Genomic DNA, 19,868 nt, shown 5'->3' with positions numbered 1-19,868 from the left:
GATGCGGAGTACTCTCGATGTTTCTCAGGACAGTGCTGTCCCGTTTGCTGACGACCCTGGTCACGCTGTTCGGTGTTGCCGTTGTTGTCTTTGTTCTGGTGCGTGTGGCACCGGGCAACCCGATCGCCATGATGCTGCCGCCGGGTGCGAGCGAGGACGACATCGCCCAGCTGACGGCCCTTTATGGGTTCGACAAAAGCCTGGTCGAACAATTTTTCATCTGGATCGGCGGGGTGGTCCAGGGGGACTTTGGCACCTCGATCACCCTGCGCCAGCCAGTGTCCGATCTGGTTTTGGCCCGCCTTCCGGCGACGCTTGAGCTGTCTTTCTTTGCCTTGCTGATCGCGGTGGCCATTGGTGGTGTGGCTGCCGTGATCGGGGCGCGCCGACGGGGCAGCCCGACCGAGGCCGCTGTCGATCTGACCAGCGGTGCGGTGCTTTCGATCCCCGACTTCCTCTGGGGATTGCTGTTTGTCCTGCTGTTTGGCGTGCTCTGGCCCGTCCTTTCGATTTCGGGGCGGCTGGATCCGAGACTGGAATTCGATTTCCTCACCAACTTCGTGGCACTCGAAGGGCTCCTACGGGGACGTTTCGACGTTGCTGGCAGCGCCTTTTCGCACATGCTGATGCCTGCGCTCTCGCTCGCTCTGCCCTTGGCCGCATTGATTGCACAGCTGCTGAAGCAGAATCTCAAGGAGGTTCTGATCCAAGACTACACAACATTGTCGCGGGTGCGCGGGTTCTCCGAAACGCAGGTGATCCTGCGCGACGCCATGCGCAATGCCGCCCTGCCGACGCTGACGCTGGTTGGGGTGCAGTTCACCTTTCTCATTGGTGGCACGGTGATCGTGGAGCGCCTTTTTGCTTACGGCGGCCTTGGCAACATGGCCATAGATGCGGTCATCAATCGTGATCTGCCGCTGATCCAGGGGATCGTGCTGCTGTTTGCCGCCCTGTTTGTCGCCATCAACATGCTGGTGGATCTGTCCTACACCCTTCTGAACCCGAGGCTGCGTCATGGCTGATGTTTCCCTGCAAACCACGCCCCGTGCCCGCTCGGGTCGCCGCAACCTGCGTCTGTGGTTGCCGTTGGCGTGGATCTCCACGCTGGTTCTGGCGGCCGTTCTTGCACCGCTGATCGCGCCTCACGATCCGCTCTATCAGGATCTGTTTCTCGAACGCCTGCCGCCATTCTTCATGGCGGGAACGGAACCCGGCTATTGGCTGGGCACCGACAGTCTGGGACGAGATGTTTTGTCGCGGGTCATCTACGGCACCCGCATCGCGCTTTGTGTCAGCCTGATCGCAGCCACTGCGACCTGTCTTGTGGGCTCGACGCTGGGTTTGCTGGCGGGGTTCTTTGGCGGTTGGTGGGATCGGGTGATCTCTCGCCTGATCGAGATCTGGATGGCCTTTCCCCCGGTGCTGTTCGCAGTTTTGCTGGTGGCTGTCATGGGCACCGGTCTGACCTCGGTCATCGTGGCGATCGCCTTGATCGACTGGACCCGTTTCGCGCGGGTAATCCGTGCCGAGACCATGGTGCAGGCCCAGATGGACTATGTGGACAGCGCCCAGATCGGCGGTGCCCGGCGTCTGACCACACTGGTCTCGGAGATCCTGCCAAATGTGCTGCCCTCGATTGTCGCCCTGCTGATGCTGGAGATGGGCATCGCGGTGATCGTCGAGGCGATCCTCAGCTTCGTGAACCTGTCTCTGTCCTCGGATGTGGCGACCTGGGGCAGCATGATTGCCGAGGGGCGCAACGCCATCCATTTTGCCTGGTGGGTGCTGCTGTTCCCGCTGATCGCCCTGTTCCTCACGGTGCTGAGTTTCTCGCAGCTGGGCGAAGGGCTGAAACAACGCTTTGATCCGGTGCTGCAATGACCATGTCCTCGACGCTGAACATCCAGAATCTGACCGTTTCCCTGCGCAGCGGCTTGCCGCTTCTGGGACAGGTCAACCTGACACTAGAGCCCGGCGAGGTGCGCGCGCTTGTTGGCGAAAGCGGCGCCGGCAAGTCGATGATCGGCAAGGCCGTGCTTGGCACCCTGCCCCCGGCAGCCAGGGTGTCCGGCGGTCAGATCTTTCTCAGGGGGCAGGCGCTGGATCGCCTCAATGCAGCCCAGAGGCGCCACTGCGTGGCCCAGAGTGCGGCCCTGATCCCCCAAGATCCACTCACCGCCCTGAACCCGGTACGGCGGATCGCGCCACAGATCACCGATCCGCTGACCCGCATCCATGGCTGGTCTACGGAACGTGCGCAGGCGCGGGCCCTGGATTTGCTGGAGCGGGTCGAAATTCGTGATCCGGCGCGCGTCATGCGCAGCTATCCGCATGAGCTGTCCGGTGGCATGCGTCAGCGCATTCTTATCGCCGCAGCCTTTGCACCCTCGCCGCCGCTGATTGTGGCGGACGAGCCGACCACCGCACTGGACGTGACCGTACAGAAGCAAATCCTGAAACTTATCAGAGAACTGCAAAAGGAAGTTGGAACCGCAGTGCTGTTTGTCACCCACGACATGGGCGTCGTGGCCAAAATCAGCCAGAAGGTATCGGTATTGTTTCAGGGCCGCGTCATGGAGGACGCAACCACCGAGGCGATTTTCACCAATCCGACGCATCCCTATACGCGCGCGCTGATTGCCGCCACGCCCAGCTATGCCGATCCCTCGCGCAGCTTCTCTCCGGTGCCCGCCGAACTGATTGCACAGATGAAATCCGAGATTGCAAAAGAGGAGGTCTGGTGATGGCCGTTCCCTTGACCTGCCCTCAGACCGACCCCGCTCCGGCGTTGTTTTCGGTGCGAGGCCTGCGTTTGTCCTTTCCCGACTCCGCCCATAAGCCCCTGTTTGCCCCGGCCCCACGGATCGAGGTTCTGAAAGGTCTCGATCTTGATCTGCCGAAGGGGCAGATCACAGGTATCGTCGGCGAGAGTGGCTCCGGAAAATCGACCTTGGGGCGCGTTCTCGTACGTTTGATGCGCCCGGATGCCGGACAGGTTCTGCTCAATGGACAGGATATCTCCACGCTGAACGAAGCAGCTTTGCGTCCCCTGCGGCGCAATCTGCAAATGATCTTTCAGGATCCGATGTCGTCCCTCAATCCGCGTCACAAGGTCTGGCGCATCGTTGCCGCCCCACTGGCGCGATACGAGTGCGGTTCTGCGCCGCAGATCGGGCTGGCCGAGCGCCGGGATCAGGCCCTGCGGGCGCTGGAACGTGTCGGCCTCGATCCCGGCTTTGGCGAACGCTATCCGCATGAGCTTTCAGGCGGGCAGCGCCAGCGCGTCGGCATTGCCCGCGCGATCGCATTGGAGCCGGAGTTCATTCTGGCCGACGAGATCGTTTCCGGCCTCGATGTCTCCAGCCAGGCGCAGGTGCTGTCGCTGCTCAAATCGCTGGCGCAGGAAATGAACCTGACCATCGCCTTCATCAGCCATGACCTGAGCGTGATCCGGCACCTATGCGACAATGTCATCGTGTTGAACCGCGGAGAGATCCTGGAAAATGGGTCAGTGGAACAGGTCTTCTCCGCCCCCCAATCCGACATCACGCGCCTGCTGCTTGATGCGATTCCACTGCCAGAGCTGGACGATAAATGGTTCGACTGATCCGACCAGACCGACGAGCGGCATAGATCAGATCCGGCCTTTGGGTTGGACCTGATTGCCAGACTGAAAACAACACCTCGCCAGTACCTCTGCGCGGGCTGGATGCCTGCATGCGCGAGATTATAGGAATCTGGAGATAGAAATATCTATCCTGTTGTAAATGAACAGAAGTATTTTACTTCATGCATAAAACTTCATGCTTGAAGATTGCCGATCTTGCCTCTAGGCTTTCACAATGGAAACGGATCAACAAGAGGCAGAAAACCGCCCCCATCCGCCCCAGAACACACATCCAGGGAGACCGAATATGACCATCCGATCATTCGCCACAGCCGCAATTTTTGGCGCTTCAGCCCTCACCGCCGTCTCGGTTCAGGCTGAGGAAGTTACGCTGAAGGCCGTCACGGCCTTTGCCACCGGCACAACGTTTTCCCGTGACTTCGAAGCCTTCGTTGACTGGGTCAATGAAAACGGAGAGGGTCTGGTTCAGATTGACCTTCTGGGTGGTCCCGAGGCCGTTCCGCCGTTTGAACTGGGCAACGCAGTTCAGGCTGGCATCGTGGATATCGCAAACAACACCACGGCCTATTATCCAAACCTGTTGCCAACCGGTGACGCATTGCATCTGGCGCAGAACACCATTCAGGAGCAACGCGTCAATGGGTGCTATGAGTTGATCGATGGCATTCACCAGCAACAGATGAACGTGAAATACCTCGCCCGGGTGGGCGACAACATGAACTACCATCTGTATCTGGCAAAACCGCTGGAGGGCCCGGACCTGACCGGTCTGACCATTCGCACCACACCAGTCTATCGCGCCATGTTTGAAAAGCTGGGTGCAACCCTTGTCCGCACCGCCCCGGGCGAGGTCTATACCGCCCTCGAACGCGGTGCCATTGATGGCTATGGCTGGCCCAGCCAGGGGGTTCTCGATCTCGGTTGGCACGAGCAGACGGCCTACCGGATCGACCCTGGCTTTTACCAGGTGGATGTGAATTTTCTGGTGAATATGGACCGCTGGAACGACCTGAGCGCAGATCAGCAGGCGCTGCTGCAACAGGGTGCCGCCTGGATCGAGGCGCAAAACGCCGAGAACATCGCACGCAATCAGGCCGAAGCGGAAGCACAGGCGGAAGCCGGGATTGAAACTGTCACCTTCGACGGGGCCGATAAGGATCTGTGGGCCACAACCGCGCAATCCGAAGGCTGGGGCGAAGTGATGGAAATCGACGCCGCACTTGGTGAGAAACTGCAATCCTGTCTGACAAAGTAAGGTGGCTGGGGCGGCCTGGTGCCGCTCCACCGTTGTTCCCATGTTGAACTTCAATCGCTACTTCGGCGCGCTGACCACTGGCCTTGCCGTGTTCGCCGCTGCCATCCTTGCGGCGATCACGCTGGTGATCCCGCTAAATGTCTTTCTGCGCAACCTTGGTCTGCCCGTCATCTATGGGGCGCTTGATGTCATCGAATACGGTCTGATGGCGGTTGCCTTTCTTGGCGCGCCCTGGGTGTTGCATCTGGACGCCCATGTGCAGGTGGATTTGGTGACCCGCGGATTGCCACCGCGCGGCGCACGTGTTGCTGCCGTGCTGACCTGCCTGTTGGGTGCCATCACCTGTGCGGTGCTGGGTTGGGCCGGGTTGCAAGCCTTGATCCAGTCCTATGCGCGCGGGTCAATGGTGCGCACGGCCTTCACCTTTCCCGAATGGTGGGCGCTGACTGTCCTGCCACTGTCGATGCTTTTGTGCATGATCGAGTTCCTGCGCAAGATTTTCCGCCCCTCGCCGCAATCCGCGCCGCTGACTGGCCTCTGAAAGGAATTTCCATGGATTGGATTCTCACGCTCACGCTGATGCTGGGCGGTCTGGCGATCCTGTTGCTGATCGGCCTTCCGGTCGCCTTTGCCTTTATCACCGTCACCATGATCGGTGCTTTCGAGGTTCTGGGCGGGGATCGTGGCCTGCTGCAACTGGCGCGAAATGCCACCCAGTCGGTGGCCAATTTCCAAATGGCACCGATACCTCTGTTCATCTTGATGGGGGAAATCCTGTTCCAGACTGGCGTGGCCCACCGGGCCATTGACGCGATCGAGCGCGTGGTGACACGGGTTCCCGGCCGTCTGTCGGTGGTCACTGTTTTTGGTGGCACCATCTTTGCCGCTCTGTCCGGGTCCACCATCGCCAATACCGCTATGCTGGGCTCAACTTTGATGCCGGGTATGTTGCAGCGCGGATATCACCCGACCATGGCCATGGGGCCAATCATGGCTTCGGGGGCGATCGCGATGCTGATCCCCCCGTCCGCCCTGGCGGTTCTGGTCGGCAGCCTTGCCGGCATCTCCATCTCGGGCTTGCTGATCGCGGGCGTGATCCCTGCGCTGATGCTGGCGGGTGCCTTTGTCGTCTACATCATTGGTCGCAGCATTCTGGACCCCAGCGTGGCCCCGCCCGATGACCTGCCAGAGATGACATTGGCAGAGCGCTGGCGTCCCTTCATGATCTATGTCGCGCCGCTGTCGGTCCTGTTTGCGGTGGTGATCGGAAGCCTGCTGATGGGTTTTGCCACACCGACAGAATCCGCCGCGCTGGGGTGTCTTGCAGCGCTTGTGATCGGGGCCGCCTACCGCGCCCTGTCGCCGACAAAGATTGCTAAGGCGCTGATGGAGACGGTCAAGCTGTCGGTGATGATCCTCTTCATAATGGCGGCCAGCCAGACATTTGCCCAGGTGTTGTCTTTCAGCGGTGCCACCAATGGGCTGATTACAGCAATCAACGCTGTGGACCCGACCCCTACAATGGTTCTGGTGGGTATGATCCTGATCCTGCTGTTTCTGGGATGTTTCGTGGATCAGGTTTCGATGCTGATGGTCACCGTGCCGGTGTTTGTACCGCTGGCGGCGCATCTGGGCATAAATGAGCTGGTTCTGGGCGTGGTCTATCTTTTGACCATGGAGATCGGGCTTCTGACTCCGCCCTTTGGCCTGTTGTTGTTTGTCATGCGGGGTGTCGCACCTGAGGGCATCGGCATGAAGCATATCTATGCGGCCGTGACGCCATTTCTGGTGATAAAGCTGGCCGTGCTGGCGTTGATCGTCTGGCAGCCCGGCATTGGTACCTGGTTGCCCGGCCTTATCGCAAACTGAGGCGGGCAGGGGCGCTATCGCAAAATCTGCTAAGGGCCGGGGGCTGGGCTGTCCCTGGCCCGCCCCGCGCCTGGGCCAGGGGTGTGATCCAAGAGTGGCGGCATCTTCCATTGCCAAAGACCCAAAGCCTGCGCGAGATCGGCAGCAATCAAGCGGCGCATATTTTGCGACCGGGTGGCACTGGAGAGAGCGGGAGGCAAAAGGTGGGCTGTAAGTGACTGGATCTATCGCATATTGCGCCGCCTCTTCACCCCTAATACCGCAGGTTTGCGGGCAGGCAGAGGCAAGAGGGTTGCATCGCCGCCGCATCCGGTGAACATGTGCAAAGCTCATAATCTTCCGTCAAATTATGAATTTTTATCTAACGGAACTATACGCCATAAGTGCAGGATGCCAGCACAGAACAAAACCGACACATTTCACCAGCTTGCGGCCTTAACCCGTGAGAAAATCCTAATTCTTGATGGGGCCATGGGCACCCAGATCCAGGCTCTTGGCCTGAGCGAGGAAGACTACGTCGGCCAAGGGTCTGGCCAGGTCTGCCGCCACCATTCGGATCATCCGCAAAAGGGCAACAACGATCTGTTGATCCTGACCCAGCCCAAGGCGGTCGAGGACATCCATTTCGATTTTGCCATTGCAGGTGCCGATATTGTCGAGACCAACACCTTTTCCGCTACGACGATCGCGCAGGCGGATTACGGGATGGAGGAAGCAGTGCATGACCTGAACGCCCAGGGCGCGCGCATCGCCCGCCGCGCGATGGACCGGGCCACGGCGATCGACGGCAAGCCGCGGTTCGTTGCCGGGGCAGTTGGGCCGACGAACCGCACCGCCTCGCTTAGCCCTGATGTGAACGATCCCGGCTATCGCGCCGTGACCTTTGATGACCTGCGCATTGCCTATGGCCAGCAGGTGAACGGGCTGATCGCCGGTGGCGCTGACCTTATCCTGATCGAGACGATCTTTGACACGCTGAACGCCAAGGCCGCAATTTTTGCATGTTATGAGGCGTTTGAAAAACATGGCGCACAATTGCCGCTGATGATCTCGGGCACGATCACCGATGCCTCTGGGCGCACGCTGTCTGGGCAGACGCCTACAGCCTTTTGGCATTCGGTGGCCCATGCGCGCCCCTTTAGCGTGGGGCTGAACTGCGCTCTGGGCGCCGCCGCGATGCGCCCGCATCTGGCCGAGCTTGCGGGCGTCGCCGACACGCTGATCTGCGCCTATCCCAATGCGGGCCTGCCCAATGCCTTTGGCCAATACGACGAAGGCCCCGACGATACCGCGCGCCAAGTGGCGCTGTTCGCGGCCGAAGCGCTGGTGAACGTGGTTGGCGGCTGCTGCGGCACCACGCCCGACCATATTGCGGCCATTGCCGAGGCGGTGGCGCCTTTTGCGCCGCGCCGCTTGCCAGCCGAGGTGGCAGCATGAGCCGGTATTTGCGCCTTTCCGGGCTGGAGCCATTTGTTCTGACGCCCGATATCCCCTTCGTCAACGTGGGCGAGCGCACCAATGTCACCGGCTCTGCCCGTTTTCGCAAGCTGATCACCAACCATGACTATGCCGCCGCATTGGATGTGGCACGTGATCAGGTGGAAAACGGCGCGCAGATCATCGACATCAACATGGATGAGGGGCTGATCGACAGCAAGCAGACGATGGTGGACTTTCTGAACCTCGTCGCCTCTGAACCCGATATCGCCCGTGTGCCGGTGATGATCGACAGCTCGAAATGGGAGGTAATCGAGGCGGGGCTGCAATGTGTACAGGGTAAATCCATTGTTAATTCCATCTCCATGAAAGAGGGCGAAGAGCAGTTCCGCCATCAGGCGCAGCTCTGCCTTGCCTATGGCGCGGCGGTTGTGGTCATGGCCTTTGACGAGCATGGACAGGCCGATACCTGCGCCCGCAAGACCGAGATTTGCGCGCGTGCCTATCGCATCCTCGTGGATGAGGTTGGCTTTCCGCCCGAGGACATCATCTTTGATCCCAACGTATTCGCGGTGGCGACGGGGATTGAAGAGCATGACAATTACGGCGTCGATTTCATCGAGGCGACCCGCTGGATTCGGGCGAACCTGCCACATGCCCATATCTCGGGGGGGGTGTCGAACCTGTCGTTCAGCTTTCGCGGGAACGAACCCGTGCGCGAAGCGATGCATGCCGTGTTTCTCTATCACGCCATTCAGGCGGGGATGGATATGGGGATTGTCAATGCCGGGCAATTGGCGGTCTATGACCAGATCGACCCGGAACTGCGCGAGGCCTGCGAGGATGTGGTGTTGAACCGCCGCCCAAAAATCGGGGGCAGCGCAACCGAGCGGATGCTGGATATTGCCGAGCGGTTTCGCGGCGGCCTGCGCGAGGAAAAGACCCGCGATCTGGCGTGGCGCGACTGGAGCGTGGCAAAGCGCATGGAGCATGCGCTGGTCAACGGCATCACCGAATTCATCGAGGCCGATACCGAAGAGGCGCGCCAATCCGCCGAACGCCCGCTGCACGTGATCGAAGGCCCGCTTATGGCGGGGATGAATGTGGTGGGCGATCTTTTCGGTGCGGGCAAAATGTTCCTGCCACAGGTGGTGAAATCGGCGCGTGTGATGAAACAGGCGGTGGCGATCCTGTTACCCTACATGGAAGAGGAAAAGCGCCTGTCAGGCGGCGAAGGGCGCGAGAGTGCGGGCAAGATTCTAATGGCGACCGTAAAGGGCGATGTGCATGACATCGGCAAGAACATCGTCGGCGTGGTTCTGGCCTGCAACAATTATGAGATCATTGATCTGGGCGTGATGGTGCCGCCACAGAAAATTCTTGAAACTGCACGTGCTGAAAATGTTGATGTGATCGGCCTGTCGGGTCTGATCACCCCGAGTCTAGACGAAATGACCCATCTGGCCGCCGAGATGGAGCGCGAGGGTTTCGATATCCCGCTGCTGATTGGCGGCGCGACCACCTCTAAGGTACATACCGCCGTCAAGATCGCGCCGCGCTACACGGGCAGTCAGGCGGTCTATGTGCTGGACGCCAGCCGCGCGGTGGGGGTGGTCAGCAAATTGCTGAGCGAAGATCGCAAAGCGGCCTATGTCGACGGGATCAAAGCAGAATATATCGAGGTGACCGAGCGCCACGAACGCGCCGAGCGCGCCAAGAAACGGGTTCCGCTGCCCGAGGCGCGGGCCAATGCGATGAAGATCGACTGGCAGGGCTACAGTGTCGCCCGCCCCGAATATCTGGGTACGCGGGTGATCGACGATTGGGATCTGGCGGAAATCGCCGAGTATATCGACTGGACGCCATTCTTTCGCACATGGGAGCTGAAGGGTGTTTACCCCAAGATTCTGGAGGACGACAAACAGGGCGCAGCCGCCCGTGCGCTGTTCGAGGATGCGCAGGCGATGCTGAAACGGATCATTGACGAAGGCTGGTTTGGCCCGCGCGCTGTTGTCGGATTCTGGCCCGCAAATGCAGAGGGCGATGATATCCAACTCTTCAAGGATGGTGGCCGACAGGCCCCGCTTGCCACGCTACACACGTTGCGCCAGCAACATGCCAAACGGCCGGGGCGGCCCAATGTCGCACTGGCCGATTTTGTCGCGCCCAAGGGCGTTGACGATTATATCGGCGGCTTTGTCGTTACCGCCGGCCCCGAGGAAAAGACGATTGCCGAGCGGTTCGACAAGGAGAATGACAACTATTCCGCGATCCTGGTTAAGGCGCTGGCCGATCGCTACGCCGAGGCAATGGCCGAGATGCTGCACCAGCGTGTGCGCCGCGAACTCTGGCCCTATGCCCCCGACGAAACCTTTGCCCCTGCTGACCTGGTGGGAGAGCCCTATCGCGGCATCCGCCCTGCGCCCGGCTATCCGGCCCAGCCCGACCATACCGAAAAGCAGACGCTTTTCAGCCTACTGGATGCCGAGGCCGCGACCGGGGTGGAACTGACCGAAAGCATGGCGATGTGGCCCGGATCATCGGTATCGGGCCTCTATATCGCCCATCCAGACAGCTATTACTTTGGCGTCGCCAAGGTCGAGCGGGATCAGGTGCAGGATTATGCGACTCGCAAGGGCATGACGCTGGAGGAGACCGAACGCTGGTTGGCACCGGTGCTGAACTATACACCCGCCAGCATTTCGGTGGTGGCGGCAGAATAGGGGGGCGGGGTCAGAAATCCCAATCCTCATCTTCTGTCGCCTCGGCCTTGCCGATGACATAGGACGACCCTGATCCCGAAAAGAAATCGTGGTTTTCGCCGGCATTCGGACTAAGCGCCGCCATGATCGCCGGGTTGACCTTGCAAAGATCGTCGGGGAACAGGGCCTCGAACCCGAGGTTCTGTAAGGCTTTATTGGCGTTGTAGTGCAGGAAGTTCTTCACATCCTCTGTCAGACCAAGCGGATCATATAGGGTCTCTGTATAGCGGGTTTCGATCTCGTAGAGTTCGAACATCAGAGAAAAGGCAAAATCCTTCATCTCGGCCTGCTCTGCCTTGGTCAGACGTTCCATCGCGCGCTGGAATTTGTAGCCGATGTAATAGCCATGCACCGCCTCGTCGCGGATGATCAGCCGGATCAGATCGGCGGTGTTGGTCAGGCGGGCACGGCTGGACCAGTGCATCGGCAGGTAGAAGCCGGAATAGAACAGAAAACTTTCCAAAAACACGCTGGCCACCTTCTTGCGCAGCGGGTTCGCGGTGGCGTCGTATTCTTCAAGAATAAGCCGCGATTTCTGTTGCAGCTGTGCGTTTTCTTCCGACCAGCGAAACGCCTCGTCCACCTCGGCGGTCGAACACAGCGTTGAAAAGATCGACGAATAGCTGCGTGCATGCACCGCCTCCATAAAGGCGATGTTGGTCAACACCGCCTCTTCATGGGGGGTGATCGCATCAGCTATCAGCGCAGGCGCACCCAGGGTGTTCTGGATCGTGTCGAGCAATGTTAGACCGGTAAACACCCGGATCGTCAGGCGCTGTTCTTCCTCGGTCAGTTGCGACCAGCTTTGGATGTCATTTGACAGAGGCATCTTTTCGGGCAGCCAGAAATTCACCGTCAGGCGGTTCCAGATCTCCAGATCCTTATCGTCTTGCAGGCGGTTCCAGTTGATCGCGCGGGGTACGGGGCGGCTAGGGGGTAAATCTTTCATGAGGTCCTCACAACGAACACGAGACGCAACCCTGCACCTCGGTTCCTTCCAGCGCCATCTGACGAAGGCGGATGTAATAGATGGTCTTGATGCCCTTCTTCCAAGCATAGATCTGTGCACGGTTGATGTCGCGGGTGCTGGCGGCATCCTTGAAGAACAGGGTCAGCGACAGGCCCTGATCCACGTGCTGGGTGGCAGCCGCATAGGTGTCGATGATTGCCTCGGGGCCGATTTCATAGGCATCCTTGTAGTATTCAAGGTTGTCATTGGTCATGAATGCCGCCGGATAATACACGCGACCGATCTTCCCTTCCTTGCGGATTTCGACCTTGGATGTGATCGGATGGATTGATGAGGTCGAGTTGTTGATATAGCTGATTGATCCGGTTGGCGGCACTGCCTGAAGGTTCCGGTTGAAAAGCCCGTCCCGGATGACGTCGTCGCGCAGTTCGGCCCATTGTGCGCGGGTAGGCGGCGTAATGGCGAAGCGTGCAAACAATGCGGTTACGGTGGCGGTGTTGGGCAGCCAGTCGCGATCGACATATTTGTCGAAGAAACTGCCATCCGCATAGGTTGAAGCCTCGAACCCCTTGAAGCTGCGCCCCTTTTCGCGCGCCAAGGCATTGGAGGCGCGCAGGCAGTGAAACAGTACCGTGGCGAAATAGATATTGGTGAAATCCACCCCTTCAACACTGCCGTAGTGGATACGTTCACGCGCCAGAAATCCGTGCAGGTTCATCTGGCCCAGCCCGATCGCGTGGCTTTCATCATTGCCGCGCCGCACCGAGGGGACAGAGTTGATTGCTGACAGTTCCGATACGGCATTCAGGGCGCGGATCGCCACTTCGACCGTCCCGGCCAAATCGCCGCCATCCATCGCACGGGCGATATTGAGCGACCCCAGATTGCAGGAAATATCCGCGCCCAGGTGCCTGTAGCTTAGATCGTCATTGAACTGAGAGGCCTCGTTTACCTGCAAAATCTCGGAACACAGGTTCGACATGGCGATGCGCCCCGCGATGGGATTTGCGCGGTTCACCGTGTCCTCGAACATGATATAGGGATAGCCGGATTCAAACTGAATTTCCGCCAGGGTCTGAAAGAACGCGCGGGCGTTGATCTTCTTCTTGCGGATCTTGGGGTTGTCCACCATCTCGTGATATTTTTCCGTTACCGAGATATCAGACAGCGGCACCCCATAGACCTTTTGCACGTCATGCGGCGAAAAGAGGTACATATCCTCGTTCTTTTTGGCCAACTCAAAGGTGATATCCGGAACGACCACCCCCAGCGACAGCGTCTTGATGCGGATTTTTTCGTCCGCGTTCTCGCGCTTGGTGTCTAGAAATCTCAATATATCGGGATGGTGTGCGTTCAGATAAACCGCCCCGGCCCCCTGACGCGCGCCCAGCTGGTTGGCATAGGAAAAGCTGTCTTCCAATAGTTTCATCACCGGAATGATGCCAGAGGACTGGTTTTCGATGCCCTTGATCGGCGCGCCATGTTCGCGAATATTTGTCAGCATCAACGCCACACCGCCGCCGCGCTTCGACAGTTGCAGCGCCGAATTGATCCCGCGTCCGATGCTTTCCATGTTGTCTTCCAGCCGCAGCAGAAAACATGATATCAACTCGCCGCGCTGCGCCTTGCCGGCGTTCAGGAAGGTGGGTGTCGCGGGCTGGAACCGGCCGCCGATGATTTCCTGCATCAGGCGCATGGCATCCGCTTCGCTGCCGCGCGCCAGCGTCAGTGCCACCATCACCACACGGTCCTCGAACCGCTCCAGATAGCGTTTCCCGTCCAGGGTCTTCAGTGTGTAGCTGGTGTAGTATTTGAACGCGCCCAGAAAGGTCTGAAACCGGAATTTTACGGCAAAGGCTGCGGCCCAGATCCGGTGCAGAAAGGTGCGGGCATATTGCGCCAGAACGGTCCCTTCATAGAAGCCCTCGGCGACCAGATAATCCAGCTTTTCATCTAGCGAATGAAAGAACACGGTGTTCTGGTTCACATGCTGCAGGAAATATTGCCGTGCCGCCATGCGGTCGGCATCAAAGCGAATACGTCCCTCGTCATCATATAGATTCAGCATCGCATTCAGCGCGTGATAATCCAGCCCCTGCCATTCAGCAGGCATGGCCCGTGTAGGCGTGCCCTCCATTACTGCGCGGTCGAGAGTTGCGTTTTCCAAAACCTGTCCAATCCATCCAATACGCGGGCGACATCCGTGTTGGTCCCCGCCAGTTCAAACCGATGCAGCACCGGCACACCGCATTTTGTGGCGATCACGTCACCAGCCAGCGCGAATGTGGTGCCAAAATTGCGATTGCCCGAAGCAATGACCCCGCGCAGCAACCCGCGATTGCGGGCGATATTGAGAAACGCGATCACTTGTCGTGGAACCGCGTGGCGGCCCTGCCCATCCGCGAAGGTTGGCGTGACAAGGACAAAGGGGGCCTGTGCCAATGGCATCGCGGTCTCGGATGCGATCGGAATACGTGCCGCGCCAAGGCCCAGGCGGCCCACAAAGCGGTGTGTATTCAGCGACCGGGATGAAAAGTAGATCAGCCCGCCCATCACCCCTGTCCCTCAGATCATCGCGCTGATCTTGTCGGGGCGAAAACCGGCCCAGTGGTCATCCCCCGCGATCACGACCGGTGCTTGCCGATAGCCAAGACGCTGCACCAGTTCCATGGCAGCCAGATCTTCTGTCAGGTCGATCAGTTCAAAATCGACGCCGCGCAGTTCAAGCGCGCGGGTGGTGGCGGTGCATTGCACACAAGCAGGTTTGGAATAGACGGTAATGGTCATTTTCTCTGTCCCCTTCAGGTTTAGCCAAGGCAAGGAGGAACACGGGACCGAACGCCAGACAGGCATCTGAGCACGCGTCCCGGCCCTCCGCCGTGATCGTCATCTATCTCGCCTTGGCAGGTCTCCTGACTTTGCGGCTCGGACGTCTTGATCCCCTTCCCAATACAGGTTGCATCAGTGGTATTGGATCGCGACTTGCCGCTTACAGTTGCGGGGGCAGTGCCGGATTTTCACCGACTTCCCTTTTCACCGGCATATGAAGTGCCAGAACCAAAGCACCCTTATATTGTGTTATTTGGTTATAATTTGTCAATATGTAGATTTTCCGCCTTTTTTGCGGGGCTCTCGCGGAACCAGAATTTCGCGGGTTTTCAGCTGTAGTGGCGCTGTCAGATCTGGAAAATGCCACGGTCAGCGGGCTGAATAAACCCCTTCAGGTTGCGCCTTTTACATCCGCAGGACGGCGGGTAAAGGTGGCAGGATTCCGTTGCAGAATAGTCATTGCAACAGGGGGAATTGCTGACTAGACACAACCTGTCGGTTTCCGTGAGGAATCAAAAGGGAATCCGCCACCGGCTCGCCGGTGAACCGGAACTGCCCCCGCAACTGTAGGCGATGAACGTGCAGCGATAATGCCACTGTGGCCACCGTGCCATGGGAAGGCCGCTGCTGTGATGACTCGCAAGTCAGGAGACCTGCCGACACTGAATGCAACGCGGCCCGGGCGGGGAGTCCGGGGAGGTGTCGAATGAGATTAATCCTGCGGTGCCCCCCGGTACCTGCCATCGCCAGTGCCTATGCGTCGCCCCTTTCGGGTGCCGTATTGGTCAGCCACGGGTTCGCCATTCCTTCTTTGTTTCTGGTCGCATCACCCTCTGGAGACAAACAATGTATTACCGATTCCTGACGGCGGCCCTGCTGTGCGTGGCCAGTTTTGCGCCGATGGCGCAGGCCCAGACGACCTATCCTTTGACGATTGAAAATTGCGGTGTCGAGGTCACCTTCGATGCAGCCCCCAAGACTGCGGTGACGGTCGGTCAGGCCGGAACCGAGCTTTTGTATTCGCTTGGACTTGGCGACAAGGTCGCGGGAACATCGGTCTGGTTTACCGAGGTGTTGTCCGAATTTTCCGAATTGAATGCGGGTGTCGAACGACTGGCGGACAATGATCCCAGCTTCGAATCAGTGGTCGACAAGCGCCCGGATATCGTTGTGGTGCAATATGAATGGCATATCGGCCCGCAAGGCATCGTTGCCACCCGCGAACAATTCTCGGATCTTGGCATCCCGACCTTTGTTCTGCCCGCCGATTGCTGGGCCAAGGACAACAGCACCGGATCGGACGGAACCCGCTCTGCCATGTTTGAGATGGCCAGCATTTATGCAGGCGTCAGCCAGCTTGCGCAGATCTTCGATGTGTCTGACCAAGGCGACGTCTTGCTGGCGGATCTGAAGGCCCGCGAAGCTGCGGCCATTGCAAAGGCGGCTGAGTTGGATCTGCAAGACGCCTCGGCCGTTTTCTGGTTCTCGTCGGCCGAGATGGACATTGATCCCTACGTTGCCGGTCGCAAGGGCCCTCCGGGCTACATGATGGACAAGCTTGGGCTGCGCAATGTCGTGGAAAGCGACGAGGAATGGCCGGTTGTCGGCTGGGAAACCATCGCCCGCGCGAATCCTTCCGTCATCGTGGTGGCCGAGATGGACAGGCGCCGCTTTGAGGCGGATGATGTCGAGAAAAAGCTGGAATTCCTCAGGACTGATCCGGTGACCAGCCAGATGGATGCGGTAAAGAATGACCGCATCGTGATTCTGAATGCGCATTCGATGGATCCATCGATCCGCAATATCACGGCGCTTGAAACGCTGGCCGAGGCCCTGCCGAAATTTGATCTGCAATGACGGATGCGGCTGCTCCCAGCGGTTTTCGGCGCTCGTTTGGGCTGTGGGTTACACAGGGGCCAGCCGTATTGATCCTGGCAATCCTGGCTGGGGTTGTCATCGGTGAAACGCCGCTGCCGCTTTCGACGGTGGCGGCGGTCTTTGCAAACCGTCTTTGGGATGCCGGTTTAATCCTTGATCCCATCGACGCAGGTATAATCTGGAGCTACCGGCTGCCGCGCACCCTGGTCGCTGCGGGCTGTGGCGCGGGCCTTGCCCTGTCGGGCGTTGTTTTACAGGCTTTGGTACGCAATGCCTTGGCGGATCCCTATCTTTTGGGCGTATCTGCGGGGGCCGGTGCAGGTGCGGTGGCCGTGACTATCCTTGGCGTCGGTGGCGGGTTGCTCGGGATCTCGGGCGGGGCCTTTATCGGCGCTACCTTGTCGTTTGTCGTGGTGGCGGCGCTGGCGCGGGCTGCGGGGGGCGGTTCGGCGCAGCTTGTGCTTGCGGGCATCGCCGGTTCGCAGCTTTTCAACGCGTTGACCTCCTTTCTTATCGCCAAGTCGGCGAACGCGGAACAGGCGCGTGGCATCATGTTCTGGCTGCTGGGCAATCTGTCTGGCGTGCGCTGGCCGGATGTCATGCTGGCGGCGCCCGTCGCGATAATCGGCTTTCTGATCTGCCTGTGGTTCGCGCGCGCGATGGATGCGTTTTCCTTCGGCGTTTCTTCGGCGGCATCGCTGGGCGTGCCGGTTCGCCAGGTTCAGATTGTGCTGATCGGTGCCGTGACGCTGATGACCGCGACCATGGTCAGCCTGGTTGGATCCATCGGATTTGTCGGCCTTGTAATCCCGCATGCCATGCGCTTCATCGTCGGTCCGCGGCACGCGCGGCTGGTGCCCGCCTCGGCGCTGGCGGGGGCTGTTTTTCTGATCGCGGCGGATATCGCCTCGCGGATGCTGATCCCCGGTCAGGTTGTCCCGATCGGCGTGGTCACAGCGCTGGTCGGTGCGCCGGGCTTTGCGATGATCCTTGTGCACAGCCGGAGGCGGCTGTGAGATTGGCAGCGAAATCCGTCGGTTGGGCGGCAGGATCACGGCGCATCGTTCAGGAGGTCTCGCTTGAGATCGCCCCGGGCGAGACATTCGGCCTGATTGGTCCAAACGGCTCTGGCAAGTCTACACTCTTGCGTCTTTTGGCGGGGCTTCTGGCGCGGCCCTTTGGCGCCGTTTTGCTGGACGGTGATCCTCTGACCAGCCTTAGCAGGCGTGACATTGCCCAGCAGATTGCAGTTGTGGAACAGATTGCCGAAACCTCCGAGGCGCTTTCGGTGCGCGATGTGGTCGAGCTTGGCCGCACGCCCTGGCTCTCGGCGCTGGCGCCCTTTGGTGCACAGGATCGGGTCATCGTGGCGGAATCGTTGGCGGCCGTGGACATGGCCGATATGGCAGGGCACAGCTGGGCAACGCTTTCGGGTGGTGAACGCCAGCGCGTCCAGATCGCGCGGGCCCTGGCGCAGCGACCGCGCCTTATGATGCTGGACGAGCCGACCAATCACCTGGATATCCACCACCAGCTGTCGCTATTGCGGTTGGTGGGTGATTTGCCGGTGACGGTTGTTATGGCGCTGCATGATCTCAATCAGGCGATGAGATGCGATCGCCTTGGCGTGATGGAAGCGGGGCGGTTGGTCGCGTGCGGCCCCCCCGAGGATGTGCTGACCACTGCGCGGCTTGCCTCTATCTTTCGCGTAAGGGCCACCCGGCTGCGCGACCCTGCCGATGACGCAACCGTCTTTCGTTTTCAATGTCTCGAGGAGTGAACAGATGAAACCCATTTTGCTGCTGACCTCCCTGATCTTCCTAACCGCGCAGCCTGTCTGGGCCGAGACGCACGAGGTGCAGATGTATACGCGCAACGCGCGCGGTCCGATGGTCTATGAACCGGATTTTCTGCGGATTGCCCCCGGCGACAAGGTGCGTTTCATCCCCGTGCAACCGGGCCATAATGCCGCGACCATCGACGGCATGACGCCCAAAGGTGCCGTGCCGTTCAAGAGTCAGATCAACGAAGAATTTACGGTGACGTTGACGATTCCGGGAGGCTACGGGATCAAATGCTCGCCGCATTTTGCCATGGGCATGGTGATGCTGATCGAAGTCGGCGACAGCCCTGAAACCATATTTCCCGCCGATCTTCCGCACCGGGCGAAAGACCGTTTCGATGCCATTCTTGCGGAAAATCCCGAATGATCCCACCATCACGATCTGTGATGTCAGGATCACATAATCTGTGCTTCTTCTTTCTGGATGACCTGCGATAAAGGTGCGTCACAGGAGGCACAGATGACCCAGAATGCGCGCGAGAATGTTGATACCCCCCAGGGGCTGGCCTTTGCCATCACGGCCTATCTGCTCTGGGGTTTTTTGCCGCTTTATATGAAGCTCTTGGATCACGTGCCCGCAGCCGAGGTGGTGGCACATCGGGTGCTGTGGTCGGTGCCGGTGGCCGGTGTCTTGCTGGTTTTTCTGGGGCGTACTCGTGATCTGCGCACGGCGCTGACCAATCCGCATACTCTTGGGATGGCCTGCGTGACGGCGGCGCTGATTTCCATCAACTGGGGGATCTATGTCTGGTCCATTTCGGCTGGACATGCGCTGGATGCCGCATTGGGCTATTACATCAACCCGCTGTTCAGTATCGCCCTGGGGGCAGTCTTGCTGCGCGAAAAGCTGAGCCGCACCCAGCTGGCGGCCATTGCCCTGGCGGCGGCCGGGGTTCTGGTGTTGACGCTTGAGGCCGGGCGCGTGCCGCTGGCAGCCATTGGGCTCACGCTCAGCTGGGGGTTTTATGCCTTTTTCAAAAAGCGGCTGCCGGTTGGCCCCAATCAGGGCTTTATGCTGGAGGTGCTGATCCTGACACCGCCTGCGCTGGGCTATCTGGTCTATGCCTCTGTCACTGGGACAACGAATTTTCAGGGCGTTGATGTCTGGCTGCTGATGGGCTGTGGCTTGGTGACGGCGGTGCCGCTGATCGTTTATGCCAATGGGGCGAAATTGCTGCGGCTTTCGACCATCGGGATTTTACAATATATCGCGCCAACAATGATCTTCTTGATCGCGGTTTTTGTTTTCGGAGAAGAATTCGGCCGCGCCCGGATGATTGCCTTCCCGATGATCTGGGCGGCCTTGGTGATCTATTCGATCCCATTGATCCGCAACTGGCGCAGCCCGGCAAAGACCCTCGCCTGAGGCCACCCTGGCCAAGCGCGCTTTGCGC

At 59.4% G+C, this 19,868-nt stretch carries 18 protein-coding genes and 2 riboswitches; of the genes, 14 read left to right on the top strand and 4 right to left on the bottom strand.

The features are described from left to right. Window positions 1-17 precede the first annotated feature (17 nt). From LRK71_RS03975 to metH, 9 genes are all read left to right on the top strand, one after another. Window positions 18-1,025 carry an ABC transporter permease gene (locus LRK71_RS03975; protein WP_232401268.1) on the top strand — a complete coding sequence of 336 codons (1,008 nt, stop codon included), beginning with the start codon at window positions 18-20 and terminating at the stop codon, window positions 1,023-1,025. After that, window positions 1,018-1,884, top strand: a complete 867-nt coding sequence (locus LRK71_RS03970) for an ABC transporter permease (RefSeq protein ID WP_232401267.1) — start codon at window positions 1,018-1,020, stop codon at window positions 1,882-1,884. The genes LRK71_RS03975 and LRK71_RS03970 overlap by 8 nt, the downstream gene beginning before the upstream one ends. After that, window positions 1,881-2,747, top strand: a complete 867-nt coding sequence (locus tag LRK71_RS03965) for an ABC transporter ATP-binding protein (protein WP_232401266.1) — start codon at window positions 1,881-1,883, stop codon at window positions 2,745-2,747. Before LRK71_RS03970 ends, LRK71_RS03965 begins: the two co-directional genes overlap by 4 nt. Beyond that, the gene (locus LRK71_RS03960) at window positions 2,747-3,610 is read left to right on the top strand and encodes an ABC transporter ATP-binding protein (protein ID WP_232401263.1); all 864 of its coding nucleotides are present in this window, start codon (window positions 2,747-2,749) and stop codon (window positions 3,608-3,610) included. The genes LRK71_RS03965 and LRK71_RS03960 overlap by 1 nt, the downstream gene beginning before the upstream one ends. A 307-nt stretch (window positions 3,611-3,917) precedes the next feature. After that, window positions 3,918-4,886: a TRAP transporter substrate-binding protein DctP gene (dctP, locus tag LRK71_RS03955; protein WP_232401261.1), complete on the top strand. Its 969-nt coding sequence runs from the start codon at window positions 3,918-3,920 to the stop codon at window positions 4,884-4,886. Between the two features lies 1 nt (window position 4,887). Further along, on the top strand, window positions 4,888-5,427 hold the full coding sequence (locus LRK71_RS03950) for a TRAP transporter small permease (RefSeq protein WP_232401260.1): 540 nt from the start codon (window positions 4,888-4,890) through the stop codon (window positions 5,425-5,427). Window positions 5,428-5,438: 11 nt separating this feature from the next. After that, on the top strand, window positions 5,439-6,755 hold the full coding sequence (locus LRK71_RS03945; RefSeq protein WP_232401259.1) for a TRAP transporter large permease: 1,317 nt from the start codon (window positions 5,439-5,441) through the stop codon (window positions 6,753-6,755). 390 nt (window positions 6,756-7,145) lie between these two features. Continuing rightward, window positions 7,146-8,192, top strand: coding sequence for a homocysteine S-methyltransferase family protein (locus LRK71_RS03940; RefSeq protein ID WP_232401258.1), 1,047 nt, complete (start codon window positions 7,146-7,148; stop codon window positions 8,190-8,192). Continuing rightward, window positions 8,189-10,915: a methionine synthase gene (gene metH, locus LRK71_RS03935; RefSeq protein WP_232401257.1), complete on the top strand. Its 2,727-nt coding sequence runs from the start codon at window positions 8,189-8,191 to the stop codon at window positions 10,913-10,915. The genes LRK71_RS03940 and metH overlap by 4 nt, the downstream gene beginning before the upstream one ends. Window positions 10,916-10,925: 10 nt before the next feature. Here the strand turns inward: metH and nrdF are convergent, their stop codons facing one another. The 4 genes from nrdF to nrdH are packed head-to-tail and all read right to left on the bottom strand — an operon-like array spanning window position 10,926 to window position 14,711. Beyond that, window positions 10,926-11,903, bottom strand: a complete 978-nt coding sequence (gene nrdF, locus LRK71_RS03930; RefSeq protein WP_232401256.1) for a class 1b ribonucleoside-diphosphate reductase subunit beta — start codon at window positions 11,901-11,903, stop codon at window positions 10,926-10,928. 7 nt (window positions 11,904-11,910) lie between these two features. Then, on the bottom strand, window positions 11,911-14,037 hold the full coding sequence (gene nrdE, locus LRK71_RS03925) for a class 1b ribonucleoside-diphosphate reductase subunit alpha (RefSeq protein WP_232401962.1): 2,127 nt from the start codon (window positions 14,035-14,037) through the stop codon (window positions 11,911-11,913). 23 nt (window positions 14,038-14,060) lie between these two features. Then, window positions 14,061-14,477 carry a class Ib ribonucleoside-diphosphate reductase assembly flavoprotein NrdI gene (gene nrdI / locus LRK71_RS03920; RefSeq protein ID WP_232401255.1) on the bottom strand — a complete coding sequence of 139 codons (417 nt, stop codon included), beginning with the start codon at window positions 14,475-14,477 and terminating at the stop codon, window positions 14,061-14,063. 12 nt (window positions 14,478-14,489) lie between these two features. Further along, complete coding sequence (gene nrdH / locus LRK71_RS03915) at window positions 14,490-14,711, bottom strand: glutaredoxin-like protein NrdH (RefSeq protein WP_232401254.1); 222 nt, start codon at window positions 14,709-14,711, stop codon at window positions 14,490-14,492. A 98-nt stretch (window positions 14,712-14,809) separates the two neighbouring features. Continuing rightward, a riboswitch (cobalamin riboswitch) is annotated at window positions 14,810-15,001 on the bottom strand. A gap of 231 nt (window positions 15,002-15,232) precedes the next feature. Further along, window positions 15,233-15,428, top strand: a riboswitch (cobalamin riboswitch). 171 nt (window positions 15,429-15,599) lie between these two features. Between nrdH and LRK71_RS03910 the strand changes: the two genes are divergently transcribed. The 5 genes from LRK71_RS03910 (at window position 15,600) to rarD (ending at window position 19,840) form a co-directional block, all read left to right on the top strand. Beyond that, complete coding sequence (locus LRK71_RS03910; RefSeq protein ID WP_232401253.1) at window positions 15,600-16,610, top strand: ABC transporter substrate-binding protein; 1,011 nt, start codon at window positions 15,600-15,602, stop codon at window positions 16,608-16,610. Next, window positions 16,607-17,647, top strand: a complete 1,041-nt coding sequence (locus tag LRK71_RS03905) for a FecCD family ABC transporter permease (protein WP_232401251.1) — start codon at window positions 16,607-16,609, stop codon at window positions 17,645-17,647. The genes LRK71_RS03910 and LRK71_RS03905 overlap by 4 nt, the downstream gene beginning before the upstream one ends. Beyond that, the gene (locus LRK71_RS03900) at window positions 17,644-18,411 is read left to right on the top strand and encodes an ABC transporter ATP-binding protein (protein WP_232401249.1); all 768 of its coding nucleotides are present in this window, start codon (window positions 17,644-17,646) and stop codon (window positions 18,409-18,411) included. Before LRK71_RS03905 ends, LRK71_RS03900 begins: the two co-directional genes overlap by 4 nt. A 4-nt stretch (window positions 18,412-18,415) precedes the next feature. Continuing rightward, window positions 18,416-18,841 (top strand): pseudoazurin, encoded by a 426-nt coding sequence (locus LRK71_RS03895; RefSeq protein ID WP_232401248.1) that lies wholly within the window; start codon window positions 18,416-18,418, stop codon window positions 18,839-18,841. A 93-nt stretch (window positions 18,842-18,934) separates the two neighbouring features. Next, the gene (gene rarD / locus LRK71_RS03890; protein WP_232401246.1) at window positions 18,935-19,840 is read left to right on the top strand and encodes an EamA family transporter RarD; all 906 of its coding nucleotides are present in this window, start codon (window positions 18,935-18,937) and stop codon (window positions 19,838-19,840) included. Window positions 19,841-19,868: the final 28 nt, after the last annotated feature.

Source organism: Pseudophaeobacter flagellatus, from assembly GCF_021228235.1.
GTDB classification, from domain to species: Bacteria; Pseudomonadota; Alphaproteobacteria; order Rhodobacterales; family Rhodobacteraceae; genus Pseudophaeobacter; species Pseudophaeobacter flagellatus.
Note: the sequence above shows the minus strand (reverse complement) of the source record. Positions and strands in the feature narration are given on the sequence as shown.

What these genes read in the sequence shown, in the direction of transcription:
- LRK71_RS03910 (WP_232401253.1), top strand. Translation starts at nt 15,600, where the DNA reads ATGTATTACCGATTCCTGACGGCGGCCCTGCTGTGCGTGGCCAGTTTT.
- nrdF (WP_232401256.1), bottom strand. Translation starts at nt 11,903, where the DNA reads ATGAAAGATTTACCCCCTAGCCGCCCCGTACCCCGCGCGATCAACTGG.
- nrdH (WP_232401254.1), bottom strand. Translation starts at nt 14,711, where the DNA reads ATGACCATTACCGTCTATTCCAAACCTGCTTGTGTGCAATGCACCGCC.
- LRK71_RS03975 (WP_232401268.1), top strand. Translation starts at nt 18, where the DNA reads ATGTTTCTCAGGACAGTGCTGTCCCGTTTGCTGACGACCCTGGTCACG.
- LRK71_RS03905 (WP_232401251.1), top strand. Translation starts at nt 16,607, where the DNA reads ATGACGGATGCGGCTGCTCCCAGCGGTTTTCGGCGCTCGTTTGGGCTG.
- nrdE (WP_232401962.1), bottom strand. Translation starts at nt 14,037, where the DNA reads ATGCCTGCTGAATGGCAGGGGCTGGATTATCACGCGCTGAATGCGATG.
- nrdI (WP_232401255.1), bottom strand. Translation starts at nt 14,477, where the DNA reads ATGGGCGGGCTGATCTACTTTTCATCCCGGTCGCTGAATACACACCGC.
- LRK71_RS03945 (WP_232401259.1), top strand. Translation starts at nt 5,439, where the DNA reads ATGGATTGGATTCTCACGCTCACGCTGATGCTGGGCGGTCTGGCGATC.
- LRK71_RS03960 (WP_232401263.1), top strand. Translation starts at nt 2,747, where the DNA reads ATGGCCGTTCCCTTGACCTGCCCTCAGACCGACCCCGCTCCGGCGTTG.
- dctP (WP_232401261.1), top strand. Translation starts at nt 3,918, where the DNA reads ATGACCATCCGATCATTCGCCACAGCCGCAATTTTTGGCGCTTCAGCC.
- LRK71_RS03965 (WP_232401266.1), top strand. Translation starts at nt 1,881, where the DNA reads ATGACCATGTCCTCGACGCTGAACATCCAGAATCTGACCGTTTCCCTG.
- rarD (WP_232401246.1), top strand. Translation starts at nt 18,935, where the DNA reads ATGACCCAGAATGCGCGCGAGAATGTTGATACCCCCCAGGGGCTGGCC.
- LRK71_RS03940 (WP_232401258.1), top strand. Translation starts at nt 7,146, where the DNA reads ATGCCAGCACAGAACAAAACCGACACATTTCACCAGCTTGCGGCCTTA.
- metH (WP_232401257.1), top strand. Translation starts at nt 8,189, where the DNA reads ATGAGCCGGTATTTGCGCCTTTCCGGGCTGGAGCCATTTGTTCTGACG.
- LRK71_RS03970 (WP_232401267.1), top strand. Translation starts at nt 1,018, where the DNA reads ATGGCTGATGTTTCCCTGCAAACCACGCCCCGTGCCCGCTCGGGTCGC.
- LRK71_RS03895 (WP_232401248.1), top strand. Translation starts at nt 18,416, where the DNA reads ATGAAACCCATTTTGCTGCTGACCTCCCTGATCTTCCTAACCGCGCAG.